Source organism: Massilia sp. BGA-UO-ETr-WB1 (genome assembly GCF_059567845.1).
The window spans coordinates 413,339-429,352 of the sequence record NZ_JCAQOT010000013.1; the positions used below are offsets into that span (position 1 = coordinate 413,339).

Here is a 16,014-nt window from a genome sequence, read left to right on the forward strand (position 1 = left end):
ATGACCGCTCCTGCCCCCTCGTCCCCCATCCAGCAAGTGATCGCCGCCCACCGGCGCGGCGCTGCGGCCGGCTTGTACAGCGTCTGCTGCAGCCACCCGCTGGTGCTGCGCGCTGCCATGAAGGTGGCCGCCGCCTACGGCACGCTGCTGCTGGTGGAAGCGACCTCCAACCAGGTGGACCAGTTCGGCGGCTACACCGGCATGACGCCCGCCGTGTTCCACGACTACGTGAAGGCCATGGCGCGCGAGGAAGGCTTCCCGCAGGAGATGCTGGTGCTGGGCGGCGACCACCTCGGCCCCAACGCCTGGCAGCACCTGGACGCCGCCACCGCCATGCGGAACGCGGACACGCTGATCGCCGCCTACGCCGCAGCGGGCTTTCACAAGATCCACCTGGACTGCAGCATGCGCTGCGCCGACGACCCGGCCATCCTGAGCGACGAAACCATCGCCGCGCGCTCGGTGCGCCTGGCCGTCATTGCCGAAGCGGCCGCCGAACAGGCGGGCCTGCCGCCGCCGGTGTACGTGATCGGCACCGAGGTGCCCATCCCCGGCGGCGAAGCGGAGCTGGCCAAAGCCGGCGAAGTCACCTCGCCCGCAGCGGCGGCGCGCACGCTGGACGTGCACCGCAAAGCCTTCCTGGACGCCGGCCTGCATGCGGCCTGGCGCCGCGTGGTGGCCATGGTGGTGCAGCCCGGCGTGGACTTCGACCACAGCCACATCCAGCACTACGACGCGGCACGGGCGGCGGCGCTGTCGGACTTCGTGGCCGACCAGCCCGGCCTGGTGTTCGAAGCCCACTCCACCGACTATCAGCGCGAGACGGCCCTGCACGACATGGTGCGCGACCATTTCGCCATCCTGAAGGTCGGCCCCGCCGCCACGTTTGCGCTGCGCGAAGCCATGCTGTCGCTGTGCCGCATCGAAGAGGAGCTGGTGCCGGCCGGCCAGTGCTCGCGCCTGATGCAGGTGCTGGACGAAGTGATGCTGGCGCAGCCGCGCCACTGGAGCAAGCACTATCCGGGCAGCAGCGCCGAGCAGCGCCTGCTGCGCCGCTACGGCCTGAGCGACCGTTGCCGCTACTACTGGGGCGAAGCGCCGGTGCTGGCCGCCGTGGACAAACTGTTCGCCAACCTGGACGCGCTTGAGATTCCATTGTCCCTGCTCAGCCAGCACCTGCCGGAGCAGTACCTGGAGGTGCTGCAAGGCCAGCTGGCCGCCAGCGCCAGCGCACTGGTGCAGCACAGGATCGGCCGCCTGCTGGCGCAGTATGCGCGCGCCTGCAACCGCAACGCGGCCGATGCGGCTGCAGCGACAACGGCAACAATGGCGGCCGAGGCCTCCACCGGCACCGCATCGATCTGGTAAGCTCGACGTTTTTTAAAGTCGACCGAGACGCCACCATGCGAAATACCAGCCAACGCCGCGCTTCCATCCTGCAAATGCTGACCCAACACGGCTCCGTCCAGGTGACGCCGCTGGTGGAGCAGTTCGGCGTGTCGGCGGTGACCATCCGCAGCGACCTGAGCGCACTGGAAAGCCAGGGCGTGGCCACCCGCAGCCACGGCGGCGCCATCCTCACCCGCACGGCGGTCGCAGAGCAGACCATCCACCAGAAGGACGCGCTGAACCAGCTGCAGAAAGACCGCATCGGCGAACTGGCGGCCACGCTGGTGCAGCCGGGCGAGAACATCATCATCGACTCCGGCACCACCACCATCTCGCTGGCGCGCCACCTGCACGACGCGCGGGACGTGACGGTGCTGACCAACGGCCTGAACATCGCGTGGGAACTGGCCGGCGCGCCTGGCGTGGACCTGATCATGACCGGCGGCCTGCTGCGCAAGCAGTCGCTATCGATCCAGGGCGCACAGGCCGAAGCCTGCCTGCAGGCCTACAGCTTCGACAAGCTGTTCCTCGGCGTGGACGGCTTCGACCTGCAGTTCGGCGTGACCACGCACCACGAAGCGGAAGCGAGCCTGAACCAGAAGATGGTGGAGCGCGCGAAAAAAGTCATCGTCCTCACGGACGCCTCCAAGTTTGGGCGCGTCAGCCTGCACCGCATCGTGCAGCTGAACCGGGTCCATACTGTCATCACCGACGCCAGCATCAGCCCCGAGTACAGCCAGGGACTGCGCGAGCTTGGCGTCGAATTACTTATAGCGGAATAGAGCGTGCTACACGGCAGAATACTTACCCCCACAGGTTGGATCACAGGCAGCATCGGCTTCGGCCAGCGCATCCAGCAAATACAGGAGGATCCTGCCGCAGCACGCAGTCATGGCGGCCTGACGATACTGCCCGGTTTCGTCGACCTGCACGTGCACGGCGCCTCCGGCGTCGACATCATGCAGGGCGGCGACGCCGGCGCCACCGTGGCCCGCACCCACGCCCGCCACGGCACCACCTCGCTGCTGGGCACCACGCTCACCGCCAAGGAACCCTCGATACGGCGCGCGCTGGCCGGGCTGGCCGGCGTGATCGCCGAGCGCCCCGCGGGCGGCGCGCGCATGCTGGGCGTGCACCTGGAAGGCCCCTTCCTCAACCTGCACCGCCTGGGCGCCCAGCCGCCGGACGTGATGGTGGCCAGCATGGAACTGGTGCGCAGCCTGAACGCCGTCGCGCCGATCCGCGTGCTGACGCTGGCGCCGGAAGTGGACGGCCACCTGGAACTGATCCCGCAAATGAAGGCCATGGGCATCCGCGTGCAGATCGGCCACAGCGCCGGCACCTACGAGGACGGCGTGGCCGCGCTGAACGCGGGCGTGGCCGGCTTCACGCACCTGTTCAACGGCATGACGGGCATGGACCACTACAACCCCGGCATGGTGGGCGCCGCGCTGGCGCATGCCGAATACGCCGAAGTGATACCGGACCTGATGCACGTGAGCCAGGGCGCGCTGCGGAGTGCTTTGCGCACCATACCGCGCCTGTACGGCGTGACCGACGCCACCAGCGCCACCGGCATGCCGGACGGCGAATACGCGCTCGGCACGCAGCGCGTGTTCAAGTGCCTGGGCTGCGTGCGGCTGGCCACCGGCTCGCTGGCGGGCAGCGTGCTGACCATGGACCAGGCGCTGCGCAACTTCGTCAGCCTCGGCCTCGACCTGGCCGACGCATCCAACCGCCTGTCGCTCTACCCCGCCGACTACCTCGGCGAAACCGGACGCGGACGCCTGGCGCCGGGCGCCTGGGCCGACATGGTGGTGCTCAACGCCGAGCTGCAGCCTGTTGCCGTCTATGTCGAAGGCGAAGCCATCGACCTTTCCCCAAACTAGTCACGGAGCCACGATGTCCAACGCCCAGCAAGCCGCCGTCCCCGCATCCGCAGCACCTGCGGCGCCAACGCGCGCCAAGCGCTTCATGCTGTTCATCGCCGGCATGGGAGGGCTGCTGTACGGGATCGACGTCGGCATCATCGCGGGCGCGCTGCCTTACCTCGAATCGACCGCCTCGCTGGCGTGGAAGCTCAGCGCGCAGCAGCTCAGCTTTATCGTGGCGGCGGTGCTGCTGGGTTCCGTGCTGTCCTCGCTGTTCGCGGGCGCGCTGGCGGACCTGATCGGGCGGCGCTGGGCAATGGCCCTGTCCGGCCTGCTGTTCACGCTCAGCATCCCGCTGATCGCGCTGGCGGACGGCTACACGCCGCTGCTGCTGGGCCGCCTGCTGCAAGGCGTCAGCGGCGGCTTGATCGGCGTGGTGGTGCCGCTCTACCTGGCCGAATGCCTGCACGCCTCGCAGCGCGGACGCGGCGCCGCGCTGTTCCAGCTGCTGCTGACCATAGGCCTGGTGGCCGCCGCCGTGATCGGCCTGGCGCAAGCGCATTCGGTGGACGCCGTTACCGCCGCCGCGCAGGCGCTGCCCGAAGCGGAGCGCGCCGCCACCGTGTTTGCCGCCAAGGACAACGCGTGGCGCAGCATCTTCTGGATGTGCCTCACGCCGGGCATCGTGTTCACCGCCGGCGCGCTGCTGCTGGCCGAATCGCCGCGCTGGCTGGCCCGCCGCGGCCAAACCGAAGCGGCGCTGGCCGCCCTGCTGCGCACCCGCCCCGCCGCCGAAGCGCAAGCCGAGCTGCGCGACATCCTGCAAGCCCAGGCCGCACCGGCTACCGGGTCCGCCGCCGCGCCCGGGGTGGACCCGGCCGGCGCAGCCTCCGCCAGCGACCCGCTGCTCAGCCGCCGCTACCTGCTCCCCTTCCTGCTGGCCTGCCTCGTGCTCGCGCTGACGCAAGCGACCGGCATCAACTCCATCCTGGCCTACGTGGTCAACATCCTGAACCAGGCCGGCCTGCCCGGCTCCACCGCCAACATGGCCGACGTGGGCCTGAAGGTGGTGAACGCGGTGATGACCGTGGTGGCCGTGGTGCTGGTGGACCGCAAAGGCCGCAAATTCCTGCTGATGCTGGGCAGCGGCGGCATCGTGGTCGCCCTGCTGGCGGCAGGCCTGCTGTTCCGCAGCGCCGAATCCGGCCAGCGCGACGTGCGCCCCGCCGTCGAAACCCGCATCCAGAACAACAGCCTCGCCTTGCGCCTCGACAGCACCACCCTCGCCGCCCTGGCCGCCCCCAAGCAGGCTGAGCCGCATTCGGGGTCTGACCCCGAATGCGGCTCAGCTCGCCAGTGCGCGGCACAGCAGCTGGTGGTGGCGTATGCGTATGGCCCGTTCACCAACGTGCAGACCCGCCGCAGCGACGACCCGGCCTTGCCGGAACTGCGCATGACGCGCGAGGACACGGTGCAGCCGGACAGCGTGATCGGCGCCTTCTTCCGCCGCCTGCATCTGAACCCCTTCGCCGATCCGGCCGACGCCGTCAATGCGCCGCTGCGCATCGAGAAGGCCTACCTGGCGCAGGTGCCGCCCGCCTCGCACGGCTGGCAGGTGGCGCTGGCCATCTTCCTGTTCGTGGCCAGCTTCGCGGTCGGCCCCGGCGTGTGCGTGTGGCTGGCGTTGTCCGAGCTGATGCCCACGCGCATACGCTCGAATGGCATGAGCATCGCCCTGCTGATCAACCAGTTTGTGTCGACGGTGATTGCGGCCGTGTTCCTGCCGACCGTGGGCCAGCACGGCTACGCCACCATGTTCTTCTACGGCGCCGGCTGCGCGGTGCTGTACTTCCTGACCGCCGCCTTCCTGCTGCCGGAAACGAAAGGGAAAACCCTGGAAGCGATCGAAGCGCACTTCGACCGCAAGCGCGCAGCCTAGTTCCCCGCGCGCGGGCGGATGCTACGGCTGACGCTGTCCCACAGCGCCACCGCCTGCTCCTGGCTCAAGCCGCTGTCGCCGCGCTTGCCCGCGTCGAATTCCAGGTGCAGCGACGGCTGCAGCGGGCCGGGCGCGGGGCGCCGCGTTTCCAGCGCAAAGCTGTACTGCTTGCGCGCGCTGTCCTCCTCCGGCTGTATCCACGCCAGCCACTCCTGCGCGTTCATGCCCGCCACCTGCAGCTCGCCCTTGCGCAGCACCTTGGGATGGGCGCCCATGCGCGTCAGCAGCGAATCGCCGCCGCTCACGCGCTGCAGCAGCGACTTGCTTTCGTCCGGCGCGTACGTGTCCACCACCACCGACACCTGCACGTCCGGCGCCGCCTTGCTGCGGAAACTGAGCTTGCCGTACTCGCCCGCGTAACGCCCGTTCACCACCACCGGTCCCAGGCAAAAGCCCTTGGGCGCGTTGGGCCCGTCGCCGGCCTTCGCCACATGGCCGGCGAACTCCAGCAGCCGCGCCTCGGCTTTCAGGTAGCTGTTCTCGTACGAGTCGGTGGACGCCACGATGTACACGCCGTCGCGCAGCAAATGCAGCTCGTCGTTGTACGCGTCGTCGATCTCCATCACGCGGAAAATGGTGGCTTCCTTGCTGACGCGGACCACCTCCTTCAGCACATTGGTGGTCTTGCGCTGCGCCGCCAGCAAGGCGCCGCGGCGCAGCTCGACCTGGCGCTGGAACTCGGCCGCGTCGATGGCGGCGGCCTTCACCATCACATCGATCGGCGCGCCCGCATCGGTCAGGCCGGGCGGCGTGAAGATCGACGACGATCCCATCGCCTGCTCGAAATCCTTGGGCAGTTCCATTTGATGCCGTCCCATGCACACGGCACGGGTCTCCTTGCTGATAGCCACGGGTTTAGCCTCCACCAAAGAGCATGCCGCCAGCACGACGGCCATGCCCGATAAAAGTATCTTCTTCATGCCAGCCTTGCGATAGCCGCGATCTTGGTGATCGCGTAGTGCGTGACCTTTTGCGCGACGGCGTCGCCGTAGGCCGGTTCGTGTTCAAACCCGCTCAGCCTGAACTGCTGCTTGATATTGCCGCCGCCCGACTTGCGCGGCGCCCTGCCGGAACTGGCCGGCACCGTGCCGTCGCCATGCCCGTCCTGCATGCCGCAGGAGATTTCGTAGAAACTGGTTTCATACACATGACCGCCAGCGCCGTAGCCGGAATAGTCCGGCATGTATTCCGTCTGGCCGCCCATGTAAAGCTTGTTGCTGCCGTCTGTGCGCACCTGGTCGTGGCCGTAGTCCAGCGCGGCGGCCAAGTCCGGCGCCTTCCCGCCCGGCGACATGCCGCGCTTCATGTTCCAGTGTATCTTCTCGAAGCTGTCGAAGCCATCCCCGTTGCCCACCTTCCCGCCGTAGAACACATAGGTCTGCGCATGGTACTGGCCCGCCAGCTCGTCGTGGAAGGCCTTGGCCAGCTTGACGTTCTTGGCGAACTCGTTCCACTTGATCGCCAGCCCGTCCTTGGGCGACAGCCATTCCTCGCGCACCAGCCCCCACCACGCGCTGCGCTGCAAATAGATTTCCGCGTACGGATCGGCTTTCGGCAGCGGTTCGGCCGGGTGGCCCTTGTCGTCCTTGATGTTGAGCCAGTGCGGGCCGTATTCGACCGAGGGCAGCAGCTGCAACGCTCCCGGCGCCTGCGCAAACACCGCCGTCACTTCGCGCCCGTTGGAGCCGATGACCAGGCCGGCCGCGAAGCTCTCCTCGCGCATGCCGACCTTGCAGCGCCGGTACGCCACCGCCGCGCCCACCGCCGGCATCACGCCGTGCACGATGCCGGCGATCTTGTCGGCCATGCCGTCCAGCTGCGCGCAGCAGCGCGCCACCAGGCCGCCCATGGAATGCGTCACCAGGATCACCTGTTCGCACTTGTAGGAACCCTTGTTGTTCTCGGCGATGACTTCGGCCACGCGCGCCTTCAGCGCGTCCGCCGCCTCGGTGTTGGAGGCCAGCCAGTTGTAGCCGCAGGCGTACACCGGGAAGCGGCACTTGGCGCGCTTGAGCAGATCGTCCGACAGGATGGGCGTGGTGACGTGGTCGTCCTCGGCCATGCGCGGCAGGCCGCTCATGTCCATTGTGATCCCCGGCGGCAGCTTGCGCGGCGGCGGCTTTTCGCCCGGCTTGGGCGTGGCGCTCACGGACGTGTAGGAGAAGTCGTCCCAGTAGGCCGGGTCGTAGCCTTCAGCGTTCATCTTCTGCTCGAGCCACAGCAGGAACTTGTGATAGCTGGCTTCGGACACCTCGCCCCAGCCGCGCTGGATGAAATGCGCCTTGTCGCGGATGCTGCCCACGCCCTTCTTGGGCACCGCGCCTTCGCGGTAGACCCGGGTACGTTTCGGATGCAGCACCTTCTGGCGCGTGCCCGAGCCGCGCTTGGCCCACATCATGGCCAGGCCGAGCGGCGCGCCGGCGGTCTTGTTCAGCACCCAGACCTCGTCGCCGTCGGTGCTGGACAGGTTGGAGCCCATGATGCCGGGCACGAAGATGATGGGCAGGATATGCGATGGCGGCATGGTGAGCTTGACGGCGTCCGCCAGCAGCGAGCTGGTGGTCTGCCAGGCGAACGTCGGCATGCCCTTGGCATCCGGTATCGATTGCTGGCCGCGCTCAGTATCGTCAGGCACGCTGGCCATCACACCCGCCTCGCTCTCATCATGCTATTCACGCCCCGCTCGCGTAGTTGTTTAATTCTACATAATTTACGCGATTCAAAAAAAGCGTGCCGCGCGGCTGAGCTAGCGTGCGCAACCGGCTCAGGACAGGAAATCGGCCGGCGAAATGGTCCCGGCGCTGATGCCTGCTTGGAGTATGTAGGCCTGGCTATCCGCCGGAAGCGATACGTCGCCCTCCAGCAAGGCGGCGCAGACCGGGCTGTCGCCGGGCACGACGGCCAGGGCTGCACCGCCGCCGGACCGTATCCGCTTGAGGAACGCCATGCTGTCCTCATCGCCGTGCCGCTCAAAGACGACATCTTCCTCGCCCCGCAACACGACGCTGTCCGCCCGGGCGGCAGCATGCAGCAACACCAGCTCGTAAAGCGAGGGCCGGATGCCGCTGGCGAAATAGCCGATCAGCGTGGGGCAAATGGCGGTGATGGCCGCATTCGAGCTGTCTGCATTGTTGAAAGCCAGTTCGCCTTTCGAGTAAACGTCCAGCCAGTGCAGCCGGCCGGCCGATAAATCCAGCACCAGCGGCATGAATATGCCGTTCTCGCCCTGCAGATCGAATTTCAGCTTGACCGCTCTCGGGTCGAAGTGGGCGCCATGAACATCGTCAAGCTGCATCAAACCCGCGTAAGCGTGTTCCAGCTGCTCGAACGGCATGCCGGCATAGTTGTTCAGCACAGCCACGGCATAGCGGATGCCGCCGGCCAGCGCGCGCTCGCAGTCGATATCAATGAATTCGGTGGCGCCGTTCGGGTAAGGTGCGCTGCGCAGATCGCCCGCGCTGCGGGCAATCTCCCCGCCTTGGGCGGACTCGAACTTCAGCTGGTAGTACGAACAAGTGCCGCAGAACCGCCAGTCCTTGTCATAAAAGGCAACCGAGAGATCCAGGTCGGTGACGTCGCCGCCCGACTGCGGCTCGCACCAGTGCAGGAACAGGCGCATGGTGCCCGCCAGCGCCACGTCCATGGTCGACCCTCTGGGCAGCTGGATAGCCGAGCGGCTCGCCGTACGTTCATTGAAGGGAACCATGACTTCCTTCAGGCGGGTATCGATCAGGAACACAGGAAACCGCTTTTTCTCCGCAAAGCGGCGCAGCAGCTCGCTTTCCAGCACGGCCAGCGACCGTTCAATCGCCAGCGCAGGCAGCGCAGGCCGCTCGTCCGGCGCGAACACGCCCTTGGTGACCTTGCCTTTGGGCCAGTAGACGCGGGTCTTCCCCGCTACCGCGCGGGCAGGCAGCAGCGAAGACAGCGTCAGTAGTACCGGCGTCGCCAGGCGCGGTGCGGCAGCGGAGAACGCTGCCAGCAGTTGATCGACTGCGCCGGCGTCGCTGCCCGCCACGCGCAGCGCATGGTCGAAGCGGCGCGCCAGCTCTCCAGGACGCTGCGCCAGCAAGGCGGTCATGCCCCTCGCATCTTTCCGGATGGCCGCGCTTTCAAGCTTCGAATAGTAGCCTGTGAACGCCGCAGCGCGGGTGCCGTCGGGCGCCTTCTTGCGCACCACTTCGAATGCCCGCGCCGTGTTGGGGAAGCGCGCGTGGTACTCATGCGGATGCAAAAACTCCCCCAGCCAGACCCAGTACGAACGGTGGCGCAGCATATCTTCGATCAATGCATCCGGGTCCATCCCCTCCAGGCAGGCAAGCAGGGCGCGGCGCAGCGGACGGCCCAGCTTCGCCACCTTGAACCGTTTGACCAGTACAGGCAGCTGAATTGACTGCTGGTGCTGCCAGTGGGACCAGGCCGCAAACATATGCTTGTACTTCGCCAGGCCGCGCAAATCGGCGGTCTTGCGTGCCCGGTACACGGTTTGCCCTTGCAGGGCCACATCCGCACCCGAATAGGCGGCGATCAGGCGCGCGACGTCGGTGGCGCTGTTGAAGTAACGCCGCGCCGCCGCCAGCACGGGCTCGGCAGGCATCCGTTTCAGCAGCTCGCCAAACAAGGTGGCCACATTCTCACGCACCGGGATCCCGGCGGGCAGCCAGGCCAAAATAGTTTCACCGCGATCCCGTATCAGCGCGGCAAAATCATCCTTGTCCACCGGCGACAGGACTTGCTTGCGCGCGCACAAGGACACAAACAGCTCCTGTGCCGATGCGTCCAGCGACTCGCCCAGCGAAAGCAGCTTCAAGGTGGCGGGTGCGCTTCCTCCCGCCCGTTCCGGCGGCGGTTTGAAGAAAGGCGAGGACGGGTCGACATGGTGCTCGCATACCGGGCAAGCGGAATAATTGCTCCCATCGAAGCAGGCGTCGCACACCACATGGCGGCAGGGGTTGAGCACGTGCGTCGTATTGGTCTGGCCGCAGTGGAGGCATGGCTGGCCTTCGGCCTGCATGAAATGGCTCAGGACCTTGCGGCACCACAAGTCGAAAGTGTCATCCGGCACGCCGTCGGGAAAATGCCGGAATAGCGGCACGTGCTTGTGCTGGCCGCCCACCTTGGTCAACAAGGTTTCAAACAGATGCGCTTGCAGCGCGCCCAGTTCCAACGGCGTGCGCGTGCGCAAACGCTCGCGCAGCGATGAAGAGATGGCGTATCCAGCCCCGGCCAGGTTGACTTCGAACGCGTCCAGATAAGAATCCGGAACGCTCGCCGTCCCCGGGGAAACGAAGACCTGGGCATGCCGCCGCAGCAGTAAGGAATCGGTCGCGGAATACCCAGTTGTCATCGTGCGAAAAAGTTGAGAAGGGAAGCGGCCAGACTGAATCGGATGTAGAAGGAAGTCCGGCCTAAGCCTTCTCAACTGGCATCGTAACTGATCCTGCGCAGCGCTTCAAACTTTTTGCACCCAGCAGAGCTATCAAGCGCCCTTTGCAAAGTGCTGCCTGAACTGAGACATTGGAAAAAATAGCTGTAGCGGCCGATCCTGTAGTGGCAGAAAACCGTGTTGACGATAGAAGGACGCCGCGACCTCATCCTTTGCATCAACATGCAGAGCGAACATCGCAATTTCAGAGCGTAACGTCCGCGCTAACGCATCCACCAGCAAACTGCCACCAACCCCAAGTCGCTGAAACTTTTCATCAACTGCAAGCCGTCCCATATGGGCAACAGGAACACGCGGATAGAGCGGCAATTTCTTAGCCAGTTGGGCCGGCAATGACACCAATGGAACGCTGCTGGCGGAAAGCGTGTAAAAGCCCGCGATCTGATCATCATCGCACAGCGCAACAAAGCAAGTGGCTGCGCGACGGCGTACGTCTTGGGTAGCCTGTTTTTTGAAGTATTGGTCCAACAATGGCGAACCAGACTGGAAGCGGCGGCGGTCGTGGTGCTTTTCCAGCGGCACGACTCGAAGCGCCAGGGGACTCATTCCGAGCGTATCAGCTTGCTGTGATTCACAATCGCGCGCTTCATGGCAGGCGTCAACGGTGAGGGTTCTATCAAGGCGCGCGCAAAGATTTCCTGGTCGCGTGCGGAAAGATGAATCGTTTCGGTCTGCGCTATCGCCTGCTTCGCCGCCTCTTGTGCAGCAGCGACAACGAATTCTGAAATGGAGCGGCCCTGAAGTTCTGCCGCAAGCCGCAGCAAATCGTTCAGTTCCGTGCTGATCAACGCTTCGAAGCGTATTGTCGGGTTATCGGCGGCCATGGCGTATCCTCCTGCCTCATTTTACGGCAGTTCGCGCGAAGCTTCGCTGACCAAACTCAATGGAAGCCCCGCGCCCTTAATCAGCAGCCACAGGCAGAACGCGCTCTCCCCCACCAAGGCAGGCAGCAGGATGGCGGGGAACAGCATGCTGGCCAGGGATGGGCTGAGCACCATGCTGAAGCTGTTGATCAGGTAGCACACGCCGGCCACCTGCATCAGCACGCCGATGCTCTTCGGGATGAAGCCGGACTTCCAGATCAGGTAGCCGACGATGAGGATTTCGACGCCGAAGAAGACCAGCGCCAGGCCGAACGCCTGCGCGTGCGAGACCACCGTCAGGTAGGCCATCGTGTGCAGCTGATGCAAATCCTCCGGCTTCAGGTATTTCGCCATCGCCAGCGTGTCGAGCATGGCCTGCAGCTGCAGCGCGCTGACGCTTTCCACCGCCAGCGACGTGATGGCGAACAGCACCAGCAGCAGGCTCAGATTCTTGCTCACTGGCCGCAGCAGCACGTAGAAGACCCACGTCAGCGCCACCGCGCACACCAGCAGCACGATCTGCCCCGCCACGCCCAGCCGCCACAGCCATTCCGACTCCTGGATGCGGCGCACGGTGGCGGCCGGATCGCCGCCCACCACCAGGGTGCCGCGTATCAGCGTCTCGCCCAGCAGGCCGATGACGATCACCACCAGGTACAGCACGCCGCCCAGCCGCGCAGTGGTTTGCAGCGCTGCGCGCGGCGGGTGAATGAGATTGCTGCCGTCCATATCTGCTCCGGTGAGAGGCTGAGGATTATTCGACTTGCTTGAGGATTTTTTCCACCGACGCCAGGCTGGAAGACAGCTTGGCCACTTCCGCCTGCATGGCCGCCAAGGTGGCTTGCTGGGCCGCCTGCGCCTGCACCGCCTTTTCGGCCAGCGCGCTGTAGGCCGCGTCGCTCTCGGCGCGGGCGCGGGCGGCGAATGCCGCCGAGAAGTACTTCATGCCGAAGATGATCACGGCCGCTCCCAGCGGCAGGCAGATCGTCAACAGGTATATGCTTTCAGACATGGCAACCCCTACTGTTCGTTGTGGACTTTGAGCGTTTTCGCCATCTCCGCGATGGACGCGGGCGACAGCTCGATGCAAAAGCTGCTGGGCTCAAAATAATTGAGCGCCTTGCCATCCTTCGACAATTCCATCTGGCTGACCACCAGGCCGGCTTCCTCCAGCTTTTGCAAATGCAGATGCAGCAAGGGACGGCTGATGCCGAGCTCGCGCGCCAGCTGGCTGACGTAATTGCGCCCGCCCGCCACCAGCGCCGCAATAATGCGCAGCCGGTGCGGATTGGCCAGCGCCGCCAGTACCGCCAGCAGCTGGTCGCCTTCGAGGGATGTGTTGTTTGCGCTCACCTGTCAACAATATCTGACACATGACATAAGGTCAAGCAAATTCAATGAGGTAAGATTCAGTTATGCAAGTCATCGGGAGGGATCGGCGATGTCCTACGAAATTGTGCATACATTCGGCAGCACCACCTACTTCATCTTTATCCTGCTGTTTCTCTGGGTAAGCCGCGTGCCCCGCACCAATTCCGGGGCCGGCTGGTGGGCCATTTCCATCTCCTGCGCGCTGATGGCCCGCTTGAGCCTGTTCGTCCTGCTGGCAGTGGCGGACCAGCGCCTGGCCATCGCCGTGTACGTGGTGTTCAACGTGCTGGAAAAGCCCTTCCTGATGACGGGACTGGTGCGCTTCCTGAACCTGGACACCGGCATGCGCTGGTTCTGGACCGCCGCGCTGGCGGCCGAAGCCTGGCTGTTCCTTGCGCTGGCCGCCGACTTTCCCTCCTGGGCGCGCACGCTCGGCTATGCGCTGGTCAATGCCGGCTTCATGCTGTGCATGGCCGGCTTCATCCTGAAAAAACGCGCCGAGTTCCCCGGCTTGCCGCTGGCCATCACGGCGGCAGCCTGCGTCGCGCTGGCCGCGCACTGGCTGGCGGCGCCGCTGATACTGTACTTGTTCCCCAGCTGGTTCCGGAACGGCTTTGTGCTGGGAACGGTGCTGGTGCTGGTGCAGTACCTGTCGCTGCTGGCCGCCGTCCTGGCGCAGTTCCAGGCGCGCCTGCTCGAGGCCGAGGCCAAGGCGCTGGACCTGGCCTTCCTCGACCCGCTGACAGGGCTCAACAACAAGCGCTACATGAACACGCTGTTCGACCAGGCGCTGGTACTCGCCACCCGTCCGCACCAGGTGGTCGCCGTGTTCTACATCGACCTGGACAACTTCAAGCCCATCAACGATACGGCCGGCCACGCGGCCGGCGACGAGGTGCTGAAAACCGTGGCCGCCCGCCTCAAGGGCAACACCCGCAGCACCGACATCTGCGCGCGCGTGGGCGGCGACGAGTTCGTCGTCATCGGCACCCAGCTGGACAGCGAGGACCAGGCGGCGGAGATCGCCAGGAAGCTGCTGGCCCAGCTCACCATGCCGGTGCAGGTCAACGGGCAAAGCCACACGCTGGGCGCCAGTATCGGCATCGGCCTGTACCCCAAGCACGGCAACAGCCTCTCCGAGCTGATCCAGTGCGCCGACCAGGCCATGTACCACGTGAAGCGCAACGGCAAGAGCGGATGCGAGATTTATAAGGGAATGCAGGCAGCGGCCACGTAACTAGCAATCCACTACGGAGTAGAATGGGGCAAGACCTGCATCCCCATCTTCCCACCAGGAGCAATCGTGAGATCCGCCGTCTTCTCGACGCTGTGCGCAAGCTTGCTGCTTGGGGGCGGGGCCAGTGCGGGCGAGACCATGGTGCTGGCCCACCCATTCCCCAAGGAAGCCAGCTTTGCCCCAGGGGTGCTGTCGCTGATCTGCGCGGACGCCTTCCAGCAGCTGGGCATGGCGGTGGAAGTGCGCATGTTCCCGCCGCTGCGCGGCAGCATTGAAGCCCACGCAGGCAAGATCGACGGCGAGGTAGGACGGGCTTACGCCTACGCCGACAGCCATCCCAACCTGGTGCGGGTGGAAGAACCCCTGCTCTCGTTCCGTGTGGCCGCCTTTACCCGCCTCCCCGGCCTGAAGATCACCGGCTGGGACAGCCTGAAAGGCACGGCTTACAGGGTGGAATACCGCAGCGGTTACATCACCTTCAAGACGCGCCTCGAGCAGGTGCTGCCCCTGCAGCAGATTTCCTCCGTGGTCGACAGCCAGACCGGGCTGCAGAACGTGGCGCTGGGCCAGACGGACATCTTTGTCGATTTGGAGGAGTTTGGCCAGCGGCAACTGGCCAGGCTGCACAAGCGCTATCACGACGTCTACAACGCCGGGCTGGTGCAGGATACGCCGGTCTACATCTACCTGCACAAGCGGCACGAGGCACTGGCGCCGCGCCTGGCTGAAACATTATCGAAAATGAAATCAAACGGCGCCATCGGCCGCCATATCGCCACGGCGCTCGAGCAAGAGCGCGGCGCGGGGGAATGAAAACAGGGCTCCATGCCGATATCAGGTATTGCCCTCCAAGGCGCGCGGCGACTAATTATAGAAACAGGCAATCAACAGCGAGAATTGCGCATTTCATGCACCGGACCCCGCCCGTATCATGGACTCACTTGAAAGGAGATCATGATGCAAAAGACTTGGCTAATAACAGGTGCAAGCCGTGGCCTTGGGCTGGAAATGGCGAAGGCTGCGCTGGCCAGCGGCGACAAGGTGGTCGCAACCGGACGCGATCCAGAGCAGGTCGCCGCGGCGCTGCGCGGCAAGCACGACCACCTGCTCACTTATCAGCTGGACGTGACCGACGCAGCCTCAATCAGCGGTGCCGTGAGCGCCGCCATTGCACGCTTCGGCGGCATCGACGTCCTGGTGAATAACGCCGGTTACGGCCACCTCGGCTTTTTTGAGGAAACCACGGCCGGCGAGGCCCAGGCGCAATTCGACAGCAATGTGTTCGGGCTGATGAACGTCACGCGTGCAGTGCTGCCGGTGATGCGGGCCGGGCGCTCCGGGCATATCTTCAATCTCTCCTCGCTCGCCGGCATGAGGGGGTCAGCTTTCAGCTCGCTGTATTGCGCGAGCAAGTTCGCTGTCGAAGGGTTTTCCGAAGCGCTTGCCGAGGAAGTGAGACCGTTTGGCATCCGCGTCACCATCGTCGCGCCAGGACCTTTCCGCACCGACTTCCTGTCCGCGAAGTCCCTGCAGGTGGGCGGCGCACTGCTGCACGACTACACTGCGGCGCGCGGCAAGACCCGCGCGACATTCGAGGCCCGCAATGGCAGGCAGGCGGGCGATCCGGCCAGGCTTGCGGCGGCAATGATACTGCTCGCAAACCATCCTGAGCCCCCCTTGCGTTTTGTGGCCGGCAGTGCCGCAGTCCAGATTGGCCTGCAAAAGCTGCAAGCCATGGGAAGCGACATCGAAACCTGGCGCGACAGCTCGGTCGCCACGGATGGCCAATACGCGGACTCTCAGCAATGGCGCCCTGCCAACTGAACCCAACTTTTCAA

Annotated in this window: 15 protein-coding genes; 7 read left to right on the plus strand and 8 right to left on the minus strand. The window is 65.3% G+C overall.

Going from position 1 to position 16,014, the window contains the following annotated elements; genetic code table 11:
• The 4 genes from AC56DV_RS03180 to AC56DV_RS03195 are packed head-to-tail and all read left to right on the plus strand — an operon-like array spanning position 1 to position 5,199.
• Entirely contained in the window at positions 1-1,368 is a 1,368-nt protein-coding gene (locus AC56DV_RS03180) for a D-tagatose-bisphosphate aldolase, class II, non-catalytic subunit (RefSeq protein WP_496312850.1), read from the plus strand.
• Positions 1,369-1,403: 35 nt separating this feature from the next.
• Positions 1,404-2,171 (plus strand): DeoR family transcriptional regulator, encoded by a 768-nt coding sequence (locus tag AC56DV_RS03185; RefSeq protein WP_496312851.1) that lies wholly within the window; start codon positions 1,404-1,406, stop codon positions 2,169-2,171.
• A gap of 3 nt (positions 2,172-2,174) precedes the next feature.
• Positions 2,175-3,278 (plus strand): N-acetylglucosamine-6-phosphate deacetylase, encoded by a 1,104-nt coding sequence (locus AC56DV_RS03190; RefSeq protein ID WP_496312852.1) that lies wholly within the window; start codon positions 2,175-2,177, stop codon positions 3,276-3,278.
• 13 nt (positions 3,279-3,291) lie between these two features.
• On the plus strand, positions 3,292-5,199 hold the full coding sequence (locus AC56DV_RS03195) for an MFS transporter (RefSeq protein ID WP_496312853.1): 1,908 nt from the start codon (positions 3,292-3,294) through the stop codon (positions 5,197-5,199).
• On the opposite strand, the gene AC56DV_RS03200 is transcribed toward AC56DV_RS03195, so the two are convergent.
• From AC56DV_RS03200 to AC56DV_RS03235, 8 genes are all read right to left on the minus strand, one after another.
• The gene (locus AC56DV_RS03200; RefSeq protein ID WP_496312854.1) at positions 5,196-6,077 is read right to left on the minus strand and encodes a T6SS immunity protein Tli4 family protein; all 882 of its coding nucleotides are present in this window, start codon (positions 6,075-6,077) and stop codon (positions 5,196-5,198) included. The genes AC56DV_RS03195 and AC56DV_RS03200 overlap by 4 nt on opposite strands.
• 98 nt (positions 6,078-6,175) lie before the next feature.
• Positions 6,176-7,903: an esterase/lipase family protein gene (locus AC56DV_RS03205; protein WP_496312855.1), complete on the minus strand. Its 1,728-nt coding sequence runs from the start codon at positions 7,901-7,903 to the stop codon at positions 6,176-6,178.
• A 120-nt stretch (positions 7,904-8,023) separates the two neighbouring features.
• Complete coding sequence (locus AC56DV_RS03210) at positions 8,024-10,606, minus strand: MXAN_6230/SCO0854 family RING domain-containing protein (RefSeq protein ID WP_496312856.1); 2,583 nt, start codon at positions 10,604-10,606, stop codon at positions 8,024-8,026.
• Positions 10,607-10,738: 132 nt separating this feature from the next.
• A complete protein-coding gene (locus tag AC56DV_RS03215) occupies positions 10,739-11,251 on the minus strand; it encodes a GNAT family N-acetyltransferase (protein ID WP_496312857.1) in 513 nt (170 codons plus the stop codon).
• Positions 11,248-11,529, minus strand: coding sequence for a type II toxin-antitoxin system TacA family antitoxin (locus tag AC56DV_RS03220; protein WP_496312858.1), 282 nt, complete (start codon positions 11,527-11,529; stop codon positions 11,248-11,250). Before AC56DV_RS03220 ends, AC56DV_RS03215 begins: the two co-directional genes overlap by 4 nt.
• 21 nt (positions 11,530-11,550) lie before the next feature.
• Positions 11,551-12,297, minus strand: coding sequence for a DUF4386 domain-containing protein (locus tag AC56DV_RS03225; protein ID WP_496312859.1), 747 nt, complete (start codon positions 12,295-12,297; stop codon positions 11,551-11,553).
• A gap of 25 nt (positions 12,298-12,322) precedes the next feature.
• A complete protein-coding gene (locus AC56DV_RS03230; RefSeq protein ID WP_496312860.1) occupies positions 12,323-12,580 on the minus strand; it encodes a hypothetical protein in 258 nt (85 codons plus the stop codon).
• A gap of 8 nt (positions 12,581-12,588) precedes the next feature.
• The gene (locus tag AC56DV_RS03235; RefSeq protein WP_496312861.1) at positions 12,589-12,921 is read right to left on the minus strand and encodes an ArsR/SmtB family transcription factor; all 333 of its coding nucleotides are present in this window, start codon (positions 12,919-12,921) and stop codon (positions 12,589-12,591) included.
• Positions 12,922-13,009: 88 nt separating this feature from the next.
• On the opposite strand from AC56DV_RS03235, the gene AC56DV_RS03240 reads away from it, so the two are divergent.
• The 3 genes from AC56DV_RS03240 (at position 13,010) to AC56DV_RS03250 (ending at position 16,000) form a co-directional block, all read left to right on the plus strand.
• On the plus strand, positions 13,010-14,176 hold the full coding sequence (locus tag AC56DV_RS03240; RefSeq protein ID WP_496312862.1) for a diguanylate cyclase domain-containing protein: 1,167 nt from the start codon (positions 13,010-13,012) through the stop codon (positions 14,174-14,176).
• A gap of 66 nt (positions 14,177-14,242) precedes the next feature.
• A complete protein-coding gene (locus AC56DV_RS03245; protein WP_496312863.1) occupies positions 14,243-14,989 on the plus strand; it encodes a substrate-binding periplasmic protein in 747 nt (248 codons plus the stop codon).
• Between the two features lie 141 nt (positions 14,990-15,130).
• Complete coding sequence (locus AC56DV_RS03250; RefSeq protein WP_496312864.1) at positions 15,131-16,000, plus strand: oxidoreductase; 870 nt, start codon at positions 15,131-15,133, stop codon at positions 15,998-16,000.
• Positions 16,001-16,014: the final 14 nt, after the last annotated feature.